The sequence below is a fragment of the Nocardioides sp. genome, from assembly GCF_036493135.1.
In the GTDB taxonomy this organism is placed as follows: Bacteria; Actinomycetota; Actinomycetes; order Propionibacteriales; family Nocardioidaceae; genus Nocardioides.
This window is the reverse complement of the sequence record NZ_DASXQG010000040.1, coordinates 34,490-50,337: the sequence shown is the minus strand read 5'-3', so window position 1 is coordinate 50,337 and position 15,848 is coordinate 34,490. Positions and strand designations below refer to the sequence as shown.

The window sequence follows — 15,848 nt, the reverse complement described above, 5'->3', positions numbered from 1 at the left end:
ACGCGCATGACCACGCTGACCACCCCACTCCGCGTCCTGATCGTCGACGACCACGAGCTCGTCCGGGAGGGGCTCGTGGGTGCCTTCGCCCGCGAGGACGGCACCGAGGTGGTCGGCTCGGTCGGCACCGTCGCCGAGGCCGTCGCGTCGTACGGCGATGACCGGCCGGACGTGATCGTCACCGACCTCCAGCTGCAGGACGGCACCGGACTCGACATCATCCGCCAGGTGCGCCAGCGCGACGAGACGATCGGCCTGGTCGTGGTCACCATGCACTCCGGCGACGACCAGATCTTCGCGGCCATGGAGGCCGGTGCTTCCGCGTTCGTCGGCAAGGACGCGCCCTCCACCGAGGTGGTGCGCGCGGCCCGGCACGCGGCGGTCTCGCCGCGGTCGTTCATGTGCACGGGCCTGGCCGGCGCGATGATGCGAAGGATGAGCGCGGAGTCGACGCGGCTCTCGACGCGCGAGCACGACGTACTCCTGCTCCTGGCCGACGGCGCGAACGCCGCCGCGATCGGCCAACAGCTGTACATGAGCGAGTCCACGGTGAAGTCGCACATCGCCCGCATCTACCAGAAGCTCGGTGCCCAGAACCGCGCCCAGGCGCTGGTCACGGCGATGCGGATCGGCCTGCTCTCCGCCGTACAGCGCCCGCACAACTGACAGCACAAGTCGGCGGTCGTTGTCAGGGAATTCGACGATTTCCTCCCTCTGCAGTGGCCCAAATGGTCCTGAGTGACTAGGCGGCTTCGTCCGAAAACTCGATCCGCGATCGACGGATTAACGCCATCATTGAGTACGGAGGCCTCCGGCCTTCTCGGCTCTCAAGCGCCAACGTCAAACAATCTGTAGGAGAACGAAATGCTGGACTACCTCCGCATCATGCTGAACGCCCGCCTGGCGAAGATGGACGAGCGCGGTGCGTCCGCGGTCGAGTACGGCCTGCTGATCGCCGGCATCGCCGCCCTGATCGTCGTCGTCGTGTTCGCCTTCGGTGGCGTTCTGAAGAACGTCTTCTCGCAAACCTGCAAGAGCGTCGGGGCCAGCGCCACCGGCGGCTCGGGCAGCTGCTGATCTCAGCGCCAACGCGAGGCCGCGGACCCGAACGGGTCCGCGGCCTCCGTCATTTTCCGGCGTAGAGAAATACCCTGGGTGCGCTGATTCCGGCTCGGCGCCGGTGGTTGGCACGAGTCATCTCGGCGGCTTTACCACTCAGTGACGTCACACGTCCTCCCTATCTCCGTTTCTCATGGAGAGCGTGCAACGCACACTCTGCAACGCACACTCATAGGGGGGAACAGATTCGCCATGCTCGACTACCTGCGCATCATGCTCAACGGCCGTCTGGCGGCCCGGGACGAGCGGGGAGCCTCGGCCGTGGAGTACGGCCTGCTCATCGCCGGCATCGCGGCCCTGATCGTCGTCGTCGTCTTCGCCTTCGGCGGCGTTCTGCAGAACGTCTTCAGGGACACCTGCAACAGCGTCGGCGCCAGTGCGGGCGGCAGCTGCTGACGACGTCGTCACCGACACCGGCGGGGCCGCGGACCTGGACAGGTCCGCGGCCCCGTCCGCGTCTCCGGACACCTCGGTCGGCGGGACCCGACGATCGGCCAGAACGGCCCCGCGACCTGAGCATGTCCGGCTAGTCCATCCGGGTCAGCCCATCTCGGTCGAACGTCGGATCCGGGGGCGGGGCCCGTGCCCTCACACTGGTGGACAGAAGCACAGCGCGCGATCAAGGAGACCTCACGATGCTCGACCACCTGCGGATCATGCTCAACGCCCGGCTCAGCCGGATCGACGAGCGCGGCGCGTCGGCGGTCGAGTACGGCCTGCTGATCGCCGGCATCGCCGCGATGATCGTGCTCGTCGTCTACGCGTTCGGTGGCGTGGTTCTCAACGGCCTGTTCCAAAGCACCTGCAGCACGGTCGCCTCGAGCGCCGGAACCGGTGGCACCTGCTGATCCCCCAGTTCGTTTCGGCGTGCTGATGGCCGCGGATCCATGGGGGGTCCGCGGCCATCGACATTTCGGCTACCTCCGGACGAGCACCCCCGCTCAGCCCTCGGGCACCGCGTGCTGCGGAACGCCCATCCGCCGACCGAGCTGTTCGGCGATCGCGATCCGCTGCAGCGTCGTGGGGTGTGAGCCGAACCAGAAGTGCGACCAGGTCGGCGGGTCGTCGCTGAGGGAGTGCAGGTCGAGCTCACGCTGCATCCCGATGAACGCGGTCGGGTCGCGGGTCGCTTCCAGCGAAGCGACGTCGGCCCGGGTCTCGATCAGCCGGGACAATCCGTTGTTGACCGGGCTCGAGAGCAGGGTCGCGATCGCCACCAGAGCGACGACGAGGGGCACCACCGTCGGGTCGCGCATCCCGCCCGGGCCGCGGCGTACGGCGGAGACGGCGAGGCCGAGCAGACCGACGCCGAGCGTGGTGCCCAGCGCCGCCAGGATCGACCCGGTGAGCACGTCGTCGTGGTGGGCGTGCCCCAGCTCGTGGGCCACGATGGACAGGATCTGGTCGCGCGGCAGGTCGTGGATGACGTTGTCGTAGAGCACGACCCGACGGGTGCTGCCGAACCCCGACACGTAGGCGTTGAGCGTCGTCGTACGCCGTGACGCGTTGGAGACGAGGACGTCGTCGAGGTGCACGTGCTCCACGTCGGCCAGGTGCAGGATCTGCGTCCGCAGCGGACCTTTCTCGAGCGGGGTGAAGTGGTTGAACGCCGGCTCGACGAGCACCGGGTACACGAACGACCCGACCATCACCAATGCGCCCAGGATCGTCCCGGCCACCGCGGGCCAGGCGCGCGGCCAGCGACGCGCGCAGCCGATCAGCACCAGGAGCAGCAGCCCGGTGATCACGATCGAGAGCACCAGGCTCTTCAGCAGGTCCACGGTCCAGGGACCCCAGGCCTCGTCGCTCAGCCCGAAGGCGACCGACCGGTGGTGACCGATGATCGCGAACGGCAGGGTCACCAGGCGACCGATGAGGGCCAGCGCCGCCACCGCGAGCAGCACCCGCACCCACCACCAACCGCGCAACCGCGCGGCGAGCCGAGCGCCGAGCGGGGTCAATCCGAGCACGAGCGTGACCACCAGCGATACCAGGAGCGAGGCCCAGCCGAGGTAGCGCGCCGGATCGGTGTACTCGTTGGCGCGAGCGATCTGCGCGGCCGTGAACACGTCCGACGCCGGGACCGCCGCAGGAGTGCCGCCGGGGACCGGATGCCAAGGGATCCGCCAGGCCGCGACCAGCACGAAGGCGATCGTGGCGACGAGGAACGTGACCAGAGACCAGCGGCGTTCGCTCACGCCGGCAAGTGTGTCAGGAGGGTCCGCCACTGCCGGGTGAAGGCCGCAGGCGTCAGACCGAACCACCGCTGCAGCTCGGGGCCGAGTTGCCCGCCCCGGTCCATGGCCCGGTAGAAGCCGACCAATGCGTCGGTGCCACCGTCACCGTCGAGCATCCGGCAGGCCAGCCAGGCGCTCTCGTAGCGAGCCTCGAGGTGCTTCGCGCCGGCTTGGAACTCCTGCGGGCCCGGCAGATGTTCCGGGGCACCGCTGCGGTGCACCAGGGCGATGATCCGGGCTGCGGTCGTGGTGAGCGGTAACCGCTGCGAGCTGAGCGCGACGAAGTCGGCGAAGCCCTCCACCAGCCAGATCGGCGCCGCGCTGGTGGCGGCGTCCGTGGCGACATGGGTCGCCTCGTGGGTGATCACGACCTGCGCGCCGCGCGGACGCAGCGGGTCGAAGACCTGCGGGTTGATGAACACATGGCTCGGCGAGCGGCGCGACCTCGAGCCGTCGACGGTGGTGGTGACGGCGGCGATGCCGTCGTAGTCGCCGGGATGGGCGCCGAGGGCCGCGTCGAGGCTGGCCTGCGAGGCGGGCACCTCCACGACCAGGTCGCCGGCCCAACCCGGCAGCACACGTCGCACCTGCGGGACCGCACGCCGGGCCAGCGCGGCGAACCGGTCGGCCTGCTCGGCCGACCCGTCGACGACCACCATGCTGCGGGCGGACCTGCGGACCTGGACCGGACCCGAGAGCCACAGCGGGCTCCGGTGGTCTCCCCCGCCGATGCCGGCGATCCGCAGGCGGTCACCAGCACGGGCGAACCGGACCCGGACCTCCAGACGCTCGGTCCGGTCGTCGAAGCCGGCGAACCGCCACGTGGTCGCCACGTCCGCGGCCCAGGTGCCGTCCGGCGCGACCGCTCCGGACGCGTCGACGTAGCGCAGGGAGAAGTCGGCGACGCGCAGGACACGTCCGTTGCGGACGACGCCACCCAGGTCCGTTCGCGCCTGTGGCGTGGCACCGAGCGCGGCCCCGGACGTCACGTCATCGCGGCGGACGGCCGTCTCGAGGTCGTCCAGCAGCGACGTGGCGCCGGACTGGTCGATGTGCGGCGCGGGCGCGCCGTCGAGCGGCGCGTGGTACGTCGAGTCGTGCTGCGTCAGCCAGACGACGACCCCGACGACAGCGACCAGGAACAGCGAAAGGCCGACCACCCACCAGCGGGGGCGGTCGGCCTTTCGACGCGCTCGAGGCGCCGGGTCAGCCAGGACGGACGGCGCCGACGTACGGCATGGAGTACAGGCCGGTGACGCGGATACCCGCCGACGGGTTCTCGGCGTTCACGATCATGCCGTTGCCGATGTACATGCCGACGTGGCTGATCGGGCTGTAGTAGAAGACGAGGTCACCGGGCTGGAGCTGGCTGGCCGAGATGTGGGTCCCCGAGCCGTACTGCGCACTCGACGAGTGCGGCAGACCCACCCCTGCGGCGCCCCACGAGGCCATGGTGAGACCCGAGCAGTCGAAGGAGTTCGGACCGGCGGCGCCGTAGACGTACGGCTTGCCGATCTGAGCCATCGCGTAGTGCACCGCGGCGGCCGCGCGTCCCGAGACCGGGATGTCGGCGCTGGAGATGCGGGTGTTGTCGCGGGAGGCGGCGATCATCCGCTCGCGGGCCGCGGCCTGCATCTTGCCGAGCACGCTCTTGGCCGCGCTGAGGTTCTTGGCGATGGTCGCCTTGTCCTGGGCCGCCTGCTTCTCGAGCTCGGCGACCTTCGTGAGCTGGTTCTGGGTCGCGCTCTGGCGGATGGTGAGCGCCTTCGCCTGGGTCAGGTACGAGGAGTACTGCCCCGCCTGCATGGAGTTGAACGCCGACATCGTGGTCAGCTGCGACACGAAGGCATTGGGGTCGCTCGAGACGACGGCCTGGCCGACGGCGGACAACGAGTCGCCTTCGTACTGCCGCACGATCGAGTCGGCGACGAGGCGCCGGGCCTTCTCGGTCTGCTTCTGCTGATGAGTCTGGTCGGCGCGCAGCGCCGCGACGTCTCCACGCATCTGCTTGAGCTGGACGCGGATCGCGTTGTAGCGCTCCGAGGCCTGCTCGGCCGCGTGGTAGAGGCGGTCCACGCGATGCTGGACGTCCTGGATGGTGGGTTTGGCCTCTGCCGTACCGCTGGGGATCGTCCCGACGAACGTGACGGCCGCGGCGGCGGAGGTGGCAATGAGCGTGACGAGGCTTTTCCGGCCGTTGAGCACGAGCGGAAGGACTCCCTTGCTTGTCGTACGCCTACCAGGTGAGCTGACGGGTTCGGACACGACAGGCCCTACACCGCCTCCTCGCCGGTGCACTCTCGTGCACCTGCGCCTTGGCGGCGATTCACCCCAGGTGGGTTGGTTCCCCGGCTCTCCGTCGCAACCCCGAGTGGCTACGGCGGTGACTCGGCGCGACACCCGCATGGACACCGGACTGGTCCATCGGCACGGGCATCTGAGCGGTCACACTAACCACACCCCGGGGGGACCGCCAAACTTTCAACCAGGCTGTCGTGACATTTTCGTGACCGGTCACGAGCGGGTGTCACATGAGTCACACAGGCCTCATGGGTCACGCTCTCTCCACAGGCCCGACGCCGCGATCACCGCCGTCCTCACGCGGACTCGATGGCCGGTGGGTCGACGGGCGTCACCAGCCGCAACGGCGGCACCAGCCCGCCGGCGGCCAGGGTGTCGAGCGCCCGGCACTCGTCGTCGGCCAGGGTCAGCTCGGGCGGCGGGCCGAGCAGCACCGTCACCACGCAGTCGTGGCAGGCCTGCCCACGCACCAGGCAGGTGTCGCAGTCGATTCTCGTCGTCATGCCCCTGACGGTCCCAGGGACCACCGACATCAGCGAGGACGTTGCGATCGGACGGGGGCGGAGCGCAACGCCGAAGCGAGCCCGAAGCGAGCGTGCTCGCGAGGTGCCTTGACAGCCGAGCCGCGTGTCTCGCCCGGTGTGTCGGCGCTCCGCCCTAGCGTCGTCGACATGACCACCGCGCCGCTCCGCCTCCCCGGCGGCTCGGTCGTGTCCGCGCGAGCCTCGGCCCGCAGGCGTTGGGAGGCCCAGCGCTCCTTCGACGAGCTCGGCCGCCCCCTGCGCGACCTGACGTTCTGCGTGGTCGACCTCGAGACCACCGGCGGCTCGGCCGGGGCCGGCTCGATGATCACCGAGATCGGGGCGGTGAAGGTCCGCGGCGGCGAGCCGCTCGGCGAGTTCCAGACCCTGGTCAACCCCCACACCCAGATCCCGCCGTTCATCGCGGTGCTGACCGGCATCACCAACTCCATGGTCAGCACCGCCCCCCCGATCGAGTCGGTGCTGCCGTCGTTCCTCGAGTTCGCGGCGGGCTCGGTGCTCGTCGCCCACAACGCGCCGTTCGACGTCGGCTTCCTCCAGTGGTTCGCGGCCCGGCAGGGGATCCCGTGGCCGAGGTTCGAGGTCCTCGACACGGCCAAGATCGCCCGTCGTGTGATCACCCGTGACGACGCGCCCAACTGCAAGCTCTCCTCGCTGGCGCGCGTCTTCCATGCGTCGACGACGCCCAACCACCGGGCACTGTCCGACGCGCGCGCCACCGTCGACGTGCTCCACGGCCTGATGGAGCGGCTCGGCGGCCTCGGCGTCCACACCATCGAGGAGCTCTCGACGTTCAGCGCGAAGGTCTCGACGGCACAGCGCCGCAAGCGCTACCTCGCCGAGGGACTCCCGCACGCCCCGGGTGTGTACCTCTTCCGCGACGAGCAGTCGCGGGTCCTCTACGTCGGCACCTCGCGCGACCTGCGCACCCGCGTCCGCTCCTACTTCACCGCCTCCGAGACACGTTCGCGCATCGGGGAGATGGTGGCCATCGCCGAGTCCGTGACCGGCATCGAGTGCGCGACACCGCTCGAGGCGGAGGTCCGCGAGCTCCGGCTGATCGCCGAGCACAAGCCGAACTACAACCGCCGCTCGCGCTTCCCCGAGAAGGTCCACTACCTCAAGCTCACCCGCGAGCCGTGGCCCCGTCTCTCGTTGGTGCGCCGGGTCACCGACGACGACGCCGACTACATCGGCCCGTTCGCCAGCAAGAGGTCCGCCGAGAAGTGTCTGGCCGCCCTCCACGAGACGTTCCCCCTACGCCAGTGCTCCCAGCGCATCGCGCGGCACCCGACTGGATCGGCATGCGTGCTCGCCGAGATGGGCCGCTGTCTGTCCCCGTGTGACGGCAGCGTCGACGAGACGACATACGCCGCCGTGGTGCGGCAGCTGCGTGACAACCTCCTGCAGCGGCCCGACGACGTGGTCGAGCTGATCACCCGCCGGATGGCCCTCCTCGCAGAGGGCGAGCGGTTCGAGGAGGCAGGGGTCCACCGCGACCGGCTGTCGGCGTTCATCCGCGCGGTCTCACGCACCCAGCGCCTGACCGCGCTCACCCGCATCCCGCACCTGGTCGCGGCCCGTCGCGAGGACGACCCCCTGACAGGTTCAGGACGCGGCACTCACTGGGAGGTGCACGTCGTCCGGCACGGCCGGCTGGCGGCGGCCGGGGTGATCCCCCCTGCCGGCGACGCCCACCAGTACGTCGCCGAGCTGGTCGCCAGCGGTGAGACGGTCCGCGGCGGTCCGGGGCCGGTGCCGGCCGCGACGGCCGAGGAGACCGAGCGCATCCTGCGCTGGCTCGAGGCCCCAGGGCTTCGGCTCGTCGACGTCGACGGCGAGTGGACGTGCCCGGTCGGCGGCGCCACCCGACACCTTGCGCTCCATGACGCCGTGCACCAGTCGCGGCTCGACCTGGTGCCGTTCGACGAGCGTCGTGACCTGCCGGTGGCCGCCCGCCCGGCTCGCTAGCGTCGAGCGGCACCAGCACGCACTAGGGTCGGGACATGATCACCGCCATCGTCTTCGTGAAGGCCGACGTCGCGCAGATCCCCGAGGTGGCCGAGGCGATCGCCGACCTCGAGGGCGTCAGCGAGGTCTACTCCGTGACCGGCCAGATCGACCTGATCGCGCTGGTCCGGGTCCGCAACCACGACGACGTGGCCGACGTCGTCGCCGATCGGTTGAACAAGGTGCCCGGGGTCACCTCGACCGAGACCCACATCGCGTTCCGCGCCTACTCCCGGCACGACCTCGAGTCGGCGTTCGCGGTCGGCGTCGACTGAAACACTTCGGCTTCCTCTGAATTTCTCCATTCCCCGCACGCCCGCCCGGATGGCGACCTAGGCTGCCTCGTCCTGTCGTCTCGGGGAAGGCCCCCTCGTGTTCGGTGTCCGTCGTTCCCCACGCCTGATCACGGCGCTCGCCACGGCACTCGCCGCTGTCGGTGCCTCTCTGGTCCTCGTCGCTCCGGCGCACGCGTCCGCACCTGCCGCACCCGTGAACCTCGCGCCCGACGGGCCGAACGGCACCAGCATCCCGACGCTGTCCTGGGACCGTGTCGCGGACGCCACCGTGTACGACGTCCAGATCGCCAAGGACGCCGACTTCGGCAACGTGCTCTGGTCGCAGGGCGGCACGTGGAACGACAAGGCGACACCGACCATCCAGCTGCCCAAGGGTCAGCTGTACTGGCGGGTCCGCGCCGACTCACAGGGCGGCAACAGCGCCTGGAGCAACGCGTCGTTCTCGCGCTCTGCCGACAATCCGCCCACGCTGCAGGCACCGGGTAACGGCGACACCCTGCCCCAGCCAGACCAGACACCGGCCTTCCAGTGGTCCGCCGTCCAGGGTGCCCAGGACTACCTCGTGCGGGTGGGGCAGGACTCGGCCTTCGTCGATCCGTCCCGCTACATCACCCTGAACCCGGTGCAGGCCAACGCCGCGACCCTGTCCGGCCTGCTCGCGCCGGGGACCTACTACTGGGAGGTCCAGGCCCGCTTCTCGAACGGCGAATTCAACACCGACTGGTCGGCGCCGTCGGCCTTCACGATCGGGGCGCTTGCGTCGGCCGGGCGACAGAGCCCAGCCGACGACATCAACGGCGCGGTCCAGGACGTCGTGCTCGACTGGACTCCCGTCGCCGGAGCCCGCTACTACGACGTCCAGGTCAGCACCGACCAGAACTTCAACACCGCGGTGGTCGACCAGACGGTCACCAGCACCCGTTTCTCGCCACCGACGACGCTGAACAACGACCAGTACTACTGGCGGGTGCGGCCCGTGGACGCCGCCGGCAACAGGTCGCCCTGGGCCCTGGCTCCGGTGTGGCACTTCAAGCGCAACTACCCGGACCAGCCGACGCTGCAGTACCCCGCCGACGGCGCGACGGTCGCAGACCCCTTCTACTACCAGTGGAGCGCGGTGCCGCGCGCCAGTCGCTACGTCGTGCAGCTGAGCAGCGACGCGGCGTTCACGGACCGGCCGGGAAACCCGGTCAACTGCTACACCACGCAGACCACCCTGACCCCGGGCAGCCCGAACCAGGGTTGTCTGCCCGGCGCGTACGGGACGTACTACTGGCGCGTGTACGCCGTCGATGACCCGTCCGGCGCGCTGACCGACTACATCTCGGCCCAGGTGCACTCCTTCACCTACGAGCCCGACCTCCCGCAACCGCTGTCTCCCATCGGTGGGGCATCCACCTCCGTGCCGACCATGACCTGGGCTCCCGTCGCCGGCGCGGCACAGTACAAGGTCTCCTGGGTGGATCTCACCGTTGGCGGCGGCTCCGCGGACGTCACGGACACCACGTCGTACACGCCTCGCTCCGGCTTGGTCGTGGGCCACACCTACCGCTGGACCGTTCAGAGCATCGCGATCGACGGGTCGCTCGGAACATCACCGACGCCACCCGGCCAGCCGACGTTCACCGTGGTGGACCAGCCCGCCGCCACCGCTACGTCGCCGGATCCCATCGGGGCGGAGCCGCACACGAAGCGCTTCCCCACTCTCACCTGGCAGCCGGTACAGGGCGCCGACCACTACGTCGTGTACGTGCGCAAGAGCGGCGCGACGGCATGGACACCCCTGTTGGGCGGTACCTCGTACGTGTACCCGAGCGCGCAGGACACCGGTGACCAGTTCTCCAGCGCCGGCCCGAACTCGACCTCGCAGAGGTACGACTGGTACGTCGACGCATACAACGGAAGCACCCCGGTCGCGACCGGTGCCATCGGCCACTACACGATCGACCCACCCGCCACGCTCAGCGGCTTCCGGGCGGCCCTGACGGGAGACGACACCTCGGGACCGGAGGGCATCAGCTGCGGAGCCCAACTGCCCAGTGAGTGCCAGAACCTCCGGCAGACGCCCGTGCTGCGCTGGGACCCGAACTCCGACGTGGGCTTCTACAAGGTCTACCTGACCTACGACGGCATCAACAACGCCGTGCCGAACCTCTTCGGCTTCGTGGTCCAGAACAGCATGTGGATCGACCCCTCAGCACTGCCGGACAGCCAGGCCGGATCGGCCTACTACTGGACCGTCGTGCCCTGCACCTCGCCCAATGTCTGCGCGCCGATCGACCATGCGTCGCACGCCTTCAACAAGGCGAGCAACCAGGTCGTGCTCACCAGTCCGGTCACCACCGACAGCCAGCACCCCGCCACCGTGAGCAACGACGTCACGCTCACCTGGCAGGACCTCCTGGCGACGGAGTCGACGGCCGAGACGACGGACACAGTGCTGACCCCGCCCGCGCGGACCGAGGCGTACCAGTACCGGATCCAGGTCTCCCAGACACCCGACTTCACCCAGGTGATCGACGAGGCGGTGGTCGACCAGACCACCTACACGGCGTACGGCACGACGTACCCGGAGGGCACGCTGTACTGGCGCGTCCGCGCGATCGACTCATCGGGGAACAACCTCAACTGGAGCGACCCGGCGTCCTTCCAGAAGAGCTCGCCGGCCCCGGCGCTGACCTACCCCGTCACCACCGGTGGCCAGATGCCGGAGGTCAACGGCACCAACCCGTTCACCTGGAGCCCGCTGTCCTTCGCCGCGTCGTACGACCTCGAGGTCTACCGGAACGACGACCTGGTCGGCCAGCCCGGCAACCGGGTGCTCGCCGTCAACACCCCCGTGGTCGCCTACGCGCCGTCCGGCCTGCTACCCGCGAGCACGACGCCGTACACCTGGCGCGTGCGGCGGGTGGACGCGACCGGCCGGCCGGGGCCGTGGTCGCCGTTCCAGGAGTTCATCTCCCGTGGTGACTCCCCCACCCTGATCTCGCCGACCAATGGCTCGTCGCAGGCTCCCAACGGCGCGCTCTTCACCTGGCTCCCGGTCGGCAACGCGGTCACCTACAAGTTCGAACGGCGGCTTGCCGGTTCCAGCACCGTCGCCGAGACGGTCTTCACGCAGAACACGTCCTGGGCAGAGCAGAACCTGATCGGCACCGGCACGTGGCAGTGGCGGGTCACGGCGCTCGACGCCAACGGCAATCCGTTGGGCAACCCCGGGACCTGGTCGGACATGCAGTTCACGGTGACCGGCGGCGTCTCACCCGCGAACAACGTGTCCATCACGGGCACCGGTGCCGTGGACCAGATCCTGACGTCGGCCGCTCCCACGTGGAACCTCCCGGGGGTGATCACGGCGTACCAGTGGCTGCGCGACGGATGGCCGATCGACGGTCAGACCGCGACCAGCTACAAGGTCACACCGGCGGACGTCGGACACGCCCTGACGCTCCGCGCCACCGGGACCAAGCCTGGCTACACGGACGGGACCTCGGTGAGCAACGTGATCACCGGTGGAAACGGTGTCGCGCCCTCCGCCATCGTCCGCCCCTCGATCTCGGGCGGACATCACGTGGGCGACACGCTGACGGCGAACCCGGGAACCTGGCCGGGGACCCCCTACAGCTACACCTACCAGTGGCTGCGCAACGGCAGGCCGATCGCGGGTGCTACCAGCTATGCCTACACGCTGGGCCCCGACGACGCGACTCGCTCGGTGTCGGTCCGAGTCACCGCGATGATCTCGGGCTACGCACCCGGCAAGGCCACCAGCAGCGCCGTCAAGGTCGGCAAGATGAGCTCCGCGACCGCGTTCTCGTTCGCGGCGAACCCTGTCCTCGTCCGCACCCACGCCAAGCTCACGTTCTCGGTGGCCGTGCCCAACTTCTACAAGCCCACCGGCAAGGTGAAGGTCTACGACGGCAAGAGGAAGGTTTTGCTGACGACGACCCTCAAGGGCAGGAACAATGGCGTCAAGACGATCAAGCTGCCGGTGCTGAAGAAGGGCAAGCACAAGATCAAGGTGGTCTACCTCGGCGCGCCGACGATCAATGGTTCCAAGACGGCGGCCCAGGCTCTGCTCGTCGTGAGGTGATGGGCATGACGTCTGCGTGACCCCTCTCGGTCACAGTTCGGCGGTTTTCCGGCGCAGGAGGGCTGCACCCCTTTACCGTGGACCCGTCACTGCCCCTGCCCGAAGGACGTCGTCGATGAGCGTGGTGCGGGACGGGCCCACCAAGCCCGGCGACGTCGCCGACCGGGGCGTCCGGCTTGACCGGTCCGGCGACGACCGACCCGGGCGCTTCCCTCTCTGGCGGGAGCTCACCGGCGGCGGCGTGTACGTCGCCTTGTTGCTGGTCGTGGTCCGCATTGCCGCGGCGCCGGTGAGCAATACCGACACCTACTTCCATCTTCGCTTCGGTCACGAGTTCCTGGACGGGTGGTCACTGCGGCACCCGGGCTCGGTGAGCAGCTTCGCCACCGCATCGTGGCTACCCACCCAATGGCTGCCCGAGATCGTGATGGCCAAGACCGACGCGTGGTTCGGCCTGGCCGGTGTCGCGTGGCTCCTCGGCTTGATCCTGGTGGGGCTGCTCGCCACGCTCTATCTGCTGGCCCGCCGGTGGGCCGGCCCCCTCGCGGCGGCGGGGCTCGCGGCTGCCGCGTTGTTCGTGGCGTCGGTCAACCTGTCGATGCGCCCGCAGGTGCTCAGCTTCCTGCTGATCGCGGTCACCACAGCGGCCTGGCTGCGCACCCGCGACGACAGACGCATCCGGTGGTGGCTGGTGCCGACCACGTGGCTGTGGGCCATGGTGCACGGGATGTGGCCGATCGGGATCGTGATCGGCGTCGTCGCGGTCGTAGGGCTCAGCCTGGATCGCGCTCTTCCCGCGCCGGCGCTCCGCAAGGCGGCGCTGGTCCCCGTGCTCTCGGCGGTCGCCGCGGCCGTGACACCGGTCGGCCCAGGACTGTACGGCGCGGTCGCGGGCGTCGGCTCACGTGCCCAGTACTTCTCGGAGTGGGGCTCCCCCGACTTCACCAACCCTGCGTGCGTCGTCCTCGCTCTGCTGCTCGCCGCGAGCGTCACCCTGATGGTCCGCCGCGGCAACCGCAGCTACCTCGAGCTCGCGCTCCTCCTGACCGCCGCGGCGTGTGCCGTCTGGTCCTGGCGGACCGTCCCGGTGGCCGGGGTGATCCTGGTCCCGTTGATCGCGGTCCAGGTTCACGCCGGACGTGTCCGGCCCGCCGCTCCGCGGCGCCCCGAGTACCTCCTCGTCGTCGGGGCCGGTGTCGTCGCGCTCGCTGCCCTGGCCGTCGTCGTACCTCGCACCGCCGACGGGCCGCCGTCACAGCCGGCGTGGGTCGACCCCGCCCTGTCCTCGCTGCCGGCCGGTACGAAGGTGGTGGACTCGTGGGACTACGGCGGGTACCTGATGTGGCGCTACCCGCAGCTCGACCTGCTCACGCACGGGTACGGCGACACGTTCACGGTCGCCGAGCTCCAGCGCAACACCGACATCCTCGAGGTCGCGTCCGGGTGGGACACCGAGCTTCGCCGTACGGGTTGCACCATCGCGGTCCTCCGACCGACCAGCGCCCTGGCCTACGCGCTGCGCCAGGAGCACTGGACGGTGCTGCACAGCTCGACGGGCGTGGCCGAGCTCCAGGCGCCACCGGGCTGGTCGTCGGAGAGCTGAGCGAGTGCGGCGGGTCGCTCACCGTTCGTCACCGCGACGGGTGAGGATGCAGGCGTGTCTGCTGATCGCCCGGCGTACCACGACTTCACGGATATGGACGGTCCCGCGAGGTTCCAGCTGGCGAAGGCCTTGGCGAGGCAGATCGTGACCACGACTCGTCCGTGGCTATCCGCCCTCCCGGAAAGCCTCGACGTCCTCGACCTCGGATCCGGGTACGGCGACACGGCGGCCGAACTGGCTACGACGTTTCGCTCGGTGCAAGGTATCGAACCCACGTCCCGGCTCGTAGAGACCGCGCAGACGACTCACCTGCGCGCGAACCTCAGCTTCCGACGGGGTGGGGTCGAGGACGTGACCGACGTCGATGCCTTCGACCTCGTGGTGCTCGACAACGTGTATGAACACTTGCCGGACCACGCACTCGGGCTTCAGCGAATCACTGCCGCGTTGAGGCCGGGTGGCGTGCTCTACCTGTTGACGCCCAACCGGCTGTGGCCGGTCGAGGCGCACTATCGTCTGCCCTGCCTTGCCTGGTTGCCGTTGCCCCTCGCGAATCGCTACCTACGTGTCACCCGCCGAGGCACCGACTACACCGACGCGTCGTACGCCCCGACGTCGTGGTCCTTGGGTCGCGAGCTCAGTCGTGTCGGCCTGGATTGGCGCTTCGTGCTTCCCGGTGACCCCGATGCGGTTCGGATGGGCGGACCTCACTACCGCTTGGGTATGGCTGTGCTACGGCGCTGGCCCGCACTTTGGGCAATCTCCAAGTCGCTCCTGGTCATCGCAATCAAGCCACGCAGCGTGTCCGACTCATCGCACTAGCGGAGGTTCGCATCAGTGGGTCGACGGTGCGACGGAGAGGAAGATCCGCTGGTACATCCGTCGCATCAACCAACCCGGAAGACACCGGAATCCTGTTCTGACAACCATGTTCCATACCGCGCGCGGCCATGTGATGAGCCCATAGCAGACAAGGTTCTGCTGGAGTCGCCACTCACTGGCGGCGACCCCCTTTGCCCGGCGGCGCGCGAGGCTGGCAGCGCCACCACGAAAGCGAACAAGTGGCTGAGGATGGTTGGCAGCGGTCGCTCCCCTAGCCAACATCCGAGCGCAAAGGTCGTAGTCCTCGAGATAGGGAAGGTCGAGGTACCCACCGGCATGCAGAGCCGTTTCCCGACGTACGCACACCGTTGGATGATTGATCGGGTTGACCTTCTGCATCAGGGCTGCGACCTCTTCGTGCGAGGTGGGGAAGGTACGGATGCCCAGGACTTCGCCAGACTCTGCGTCAAATTCCTCCATCGCGGCGCCCAGCAGGTCAGCGTTCGACTCTTGCATCAAGCGCGCTTGGTACTCCAGACGAACAGGGATCGAGATGTCATCGGCGTCGGCTATCGCGACGTACGGCGCATCGCTCGCTTCGAGTCCCGCCTGCTTGGCCGGACCTGAACCAGAATGTCCCGGCAACCGCACCACGTGCAGCGGCAGGATTCTGGTGAAGCGCAAGATGACGGCCTCCAGATCCTTTGTCAACGGTCCGTCAGCCACCACGATGCACCTGGTCGGCCTCAGCGTCTGGTCGGCCAACGACCGCAATGCCTGGTCAAGATGCGGAGGATCTACTGCATGATAGACGGCGGTCACCGT

Annotated in this window: 14 protein-coding genes and 1 riboswitch; of the genes, 9 read left to right on the top strand and 5 right to left on the bottom strand. The window is 69.1% G+C overall.

The window, feature by feature from the left end; all coding sequences use genetic code 11:
* The first annotated feature begins 6 nt into the window (after positions 1-6).
* From VGJ24_RS06310 to VGJ24_RS06295, 4 genes are all read left to right on the top strand, one after another.
* Positions 7-666, top strand: coding sequence for a response regulator transcription factor (locus VGJ24_RS06310; protein WP_331499663.1), 660 nt, complete (start codon positions 7-9; stop codon positions 664-666).
* A 198-nt stretch (positions 667-864) separates the two neighbouring features.
* A complete protein-coding gene (locus VGJ24_RS06305; RefSeq protein ID WP_331499662.1) occupies positions 865-1,077 on the top strand; it encodes a Flp family type IVb pilin in 213 nt (70 codons plus the stop codon).
* Positions 1,078-1,311: 234 nt separating this feature from the next.
* Positions 1,312-1,515 carry a Flp family type IVb pilin gene (locus VGJ24_RS06300; protein WP_331499660.1) on the top strand — a complete coding sequence of 68 codons (204 nt, stop codon included), beginning with the start codon at positions 1,312-1,314 and terminating at the stop codon, positions 1,513-1,515.
* A 239-nt stretch (positions 1,516-1,754) separates the two neighbouring features.
* Positions 1,755-1,967 carry a Flp family type IVb pilin gene (locus VGJ24_RS06295; protein WP_331499659.1) on the top strand — a complete coding sequence of 71 codons (213 nt, stop codon included), beginning with the start codon at positions 1,755-1,757 and terminating at the stop codon, positions 1,965-1,967.
* Between the two features lie 93 nt (positions 1,968-2,060).
* On the opposite strand, the gene VGJ24_RS06290 is transcribed toward VGJ24_RS06295, so the two are convergent.
* From VGJ24_RS06290 to VGJ24_RS06275, 4 genes are all read right to left on the bottom strand, one after another.
* Positions 2,061-3,317 (bottom strand): M48 family metallopeptidase, encoded by a 1,257-nt coding sequence (locus tag VGJ24_RS06290; RefSeq protein ID WP_331499658.1) that lies wholly within the window; start codon positions 3,315-3,317, stop codon positions 2,061-2,063.
* Positions 3,314-4,516, bottom strand: a complete 1,203-nt coding sequence (locus tag VGJ24_RS06285) for a basic secretory protein-like protein (protein ID WP_331499657.1) — start codon at positions 4,514-4,516, stop codon at positions 3,314-3,316. The genes VGJ24_RS06290 and VGJ24_RS06285 overlap by 4 nt, the downstream gene beginning before the upstream one ends.
* 46 nt (positions 4,517-4,562) lie before the next feature.
* Positions 4,563-5,432, bottom strand: a complete 870-nt coding sequence (locus tag VGJ24_RS06280) for a C40 family peptidase (protein WP_331499656.1) — start codon at positions 5,430-5,432, stop codon at positions 4,563-4,565.
* A gap of 141 nt (positions 5,433-5,573) precedes the next feature.
* A riboswitch (cyclic di-AMP (ydaO/yuaA leader) is annotated at positions 5,574-5,749 on the bottom strand.
* Between the two features lie 204 nt (positions 5,750-5,953).
* Positions 5,954-6,160, bottom strand: coding sequence for a hypothetical protein (locus tag VGJ24_RS06275; protein ID WP_331499655.1), 207 nt, complete (start codon positions 6,158-6,160; stop codon positions 5,954-5,956).
* 168 nt (positions 6,161-6,328) lie between these two features.
* Here VGJ24_RS06275 and VGJ24_RS06270 point away from each other — a divergent pair, with 168 nt between their 5' ends.
* From VGJ24_RS06270 to VGJ24_RS06250, 5 genes are all read left to right on the top strand, one after another.
* Complete coding sequence (locus VGJ24_RS06270) at positions 6,329-8,170, top strand: DEDD exonuclease domain-containing protein (RefSeq protein ID WP_331499654.1); 1,842 nt, start codon at positions 6,329-6,331, stop codon at positions 8,168-8,170.
* Positions 8,171-8,205: 35 nt separating this feature from the next.
* Positions 8,206-8,484 carry an Lrp/AsnC ligand binding domain-containing protein gene (locus VGJ24_RS06265; protein WP_331499653.1) on the top strand — a complete coding sequence of 93 codons (279 nt, stop codon included), beginning with the start codon at positions 8,206-8,208 and terminating at the stop codon, positions 8,482-8,484.
* 97 nt (positions 8,485-8,581) lie between these two features.
* Positions 8,582-12,598, top strand: a complete 4,017-nt coding sequence (locus tag VGJ24_RS06260) for an Ig-like domain repeat protein (protein WP_331499652.1) — start codon at positions 8,582-8,584, stop codon at positions 12,596-12,598.
* Between the two features lie 115 nt (positions 12,599-12,713).
* Complete coding sequence (locus VGJ24_RS06255) at positions 12,714-14,201, top strand: hypothetical protein (protein ID WP_331499651.1); 1,488 nt, start codon at positions 12,714-12,716, stop codon at positions 14,199-14,201.
* Between the two features lie 54 nt (positions 14,202-14,255).
* Positions 14,256-15,023 (top strand): class I SAM-dependent methyltransferase, encoded by a 768-nt coding sequence (locus VGJ24_RS06250; protein WP_331499650.1) that lies wholly within the window; start codon positions 14,256-14,258, stop codon positions 15,021-15,023.
* Between the two features lie 12 nt (positions 15,024-15,035).
* Here VGJ24_RS06250 and VGJ24_RS06245 read toward each other — a convergent pair whose 3' ends face one another.
* Complete coding sequence (locus tag VGJ24_RS06245) at positions 15,036-15,845, bottom strand: glycosyltransferase (RefSeq protein WP_331499649.1); 810 nt, start codon at positions 15,843-15,845, stop codon at positions 15,036-15,038.
* Positions 15,846-15,848 lie beyond the last annotated feature (3 nt).

Coding starts and splice junctions, on each gene's coding strand:
- VGJ24_RS06310 (WP_331499663.1), top strand. CDS start 7: ATGACCACGCTGACCACCCCACTCCGCGTCCTGATCGTCGACGACCAC.
- VGJ24_RS06275 (WP_331499655.1), bottom strand. CDS start 6,160: ATGACGACGAGAATCGACTGCGACACCTGCCTGGTGCGTGGGCAGGCC.
- VGJ24_RS06270 (WP_331499654.1), top strand. CDS start 6,329: ATGACCACCGCGCCGCTCCGCCTCCCCGGCGGCTCGGTCGTGTCCGCG.
- VGJ24_RS06295 (WP_331499659.1), top strand. CDS start 1,755: ATGCTCGACCACCTGCGGATCATGCTCAACGCCCGGCTCAGCCGGATC.
- VGJ24_RS06255 (WP_331499651.1), top strand. CDS start 12,714: ATGAGCGTGGTGCGGGACGGGCCCACCAAGCCCGGCGACGTCGCCGAC.
- VGJ24_RS06300 (WP_331499660.1), top strand. CDS start 1,312: ATGCTCGACTACCTGCGCATCATGCTCAACGGCCGTCTGGCGGCCCGG.
- VGJ24_RS06305 (WP_331499662.1), top strand. CDS start 865: ATGCTGGACTACCTCCGCATCATGCTGAACGCCCGCCTGGCGAAGATG.
- VGJ24_RS06265 (WP_331499653.1), top strand. CDS start 8,206: ATGATCACCGCCATCGTCTTCGTGAAGGCCGACGTCGCGCAGATCCCC.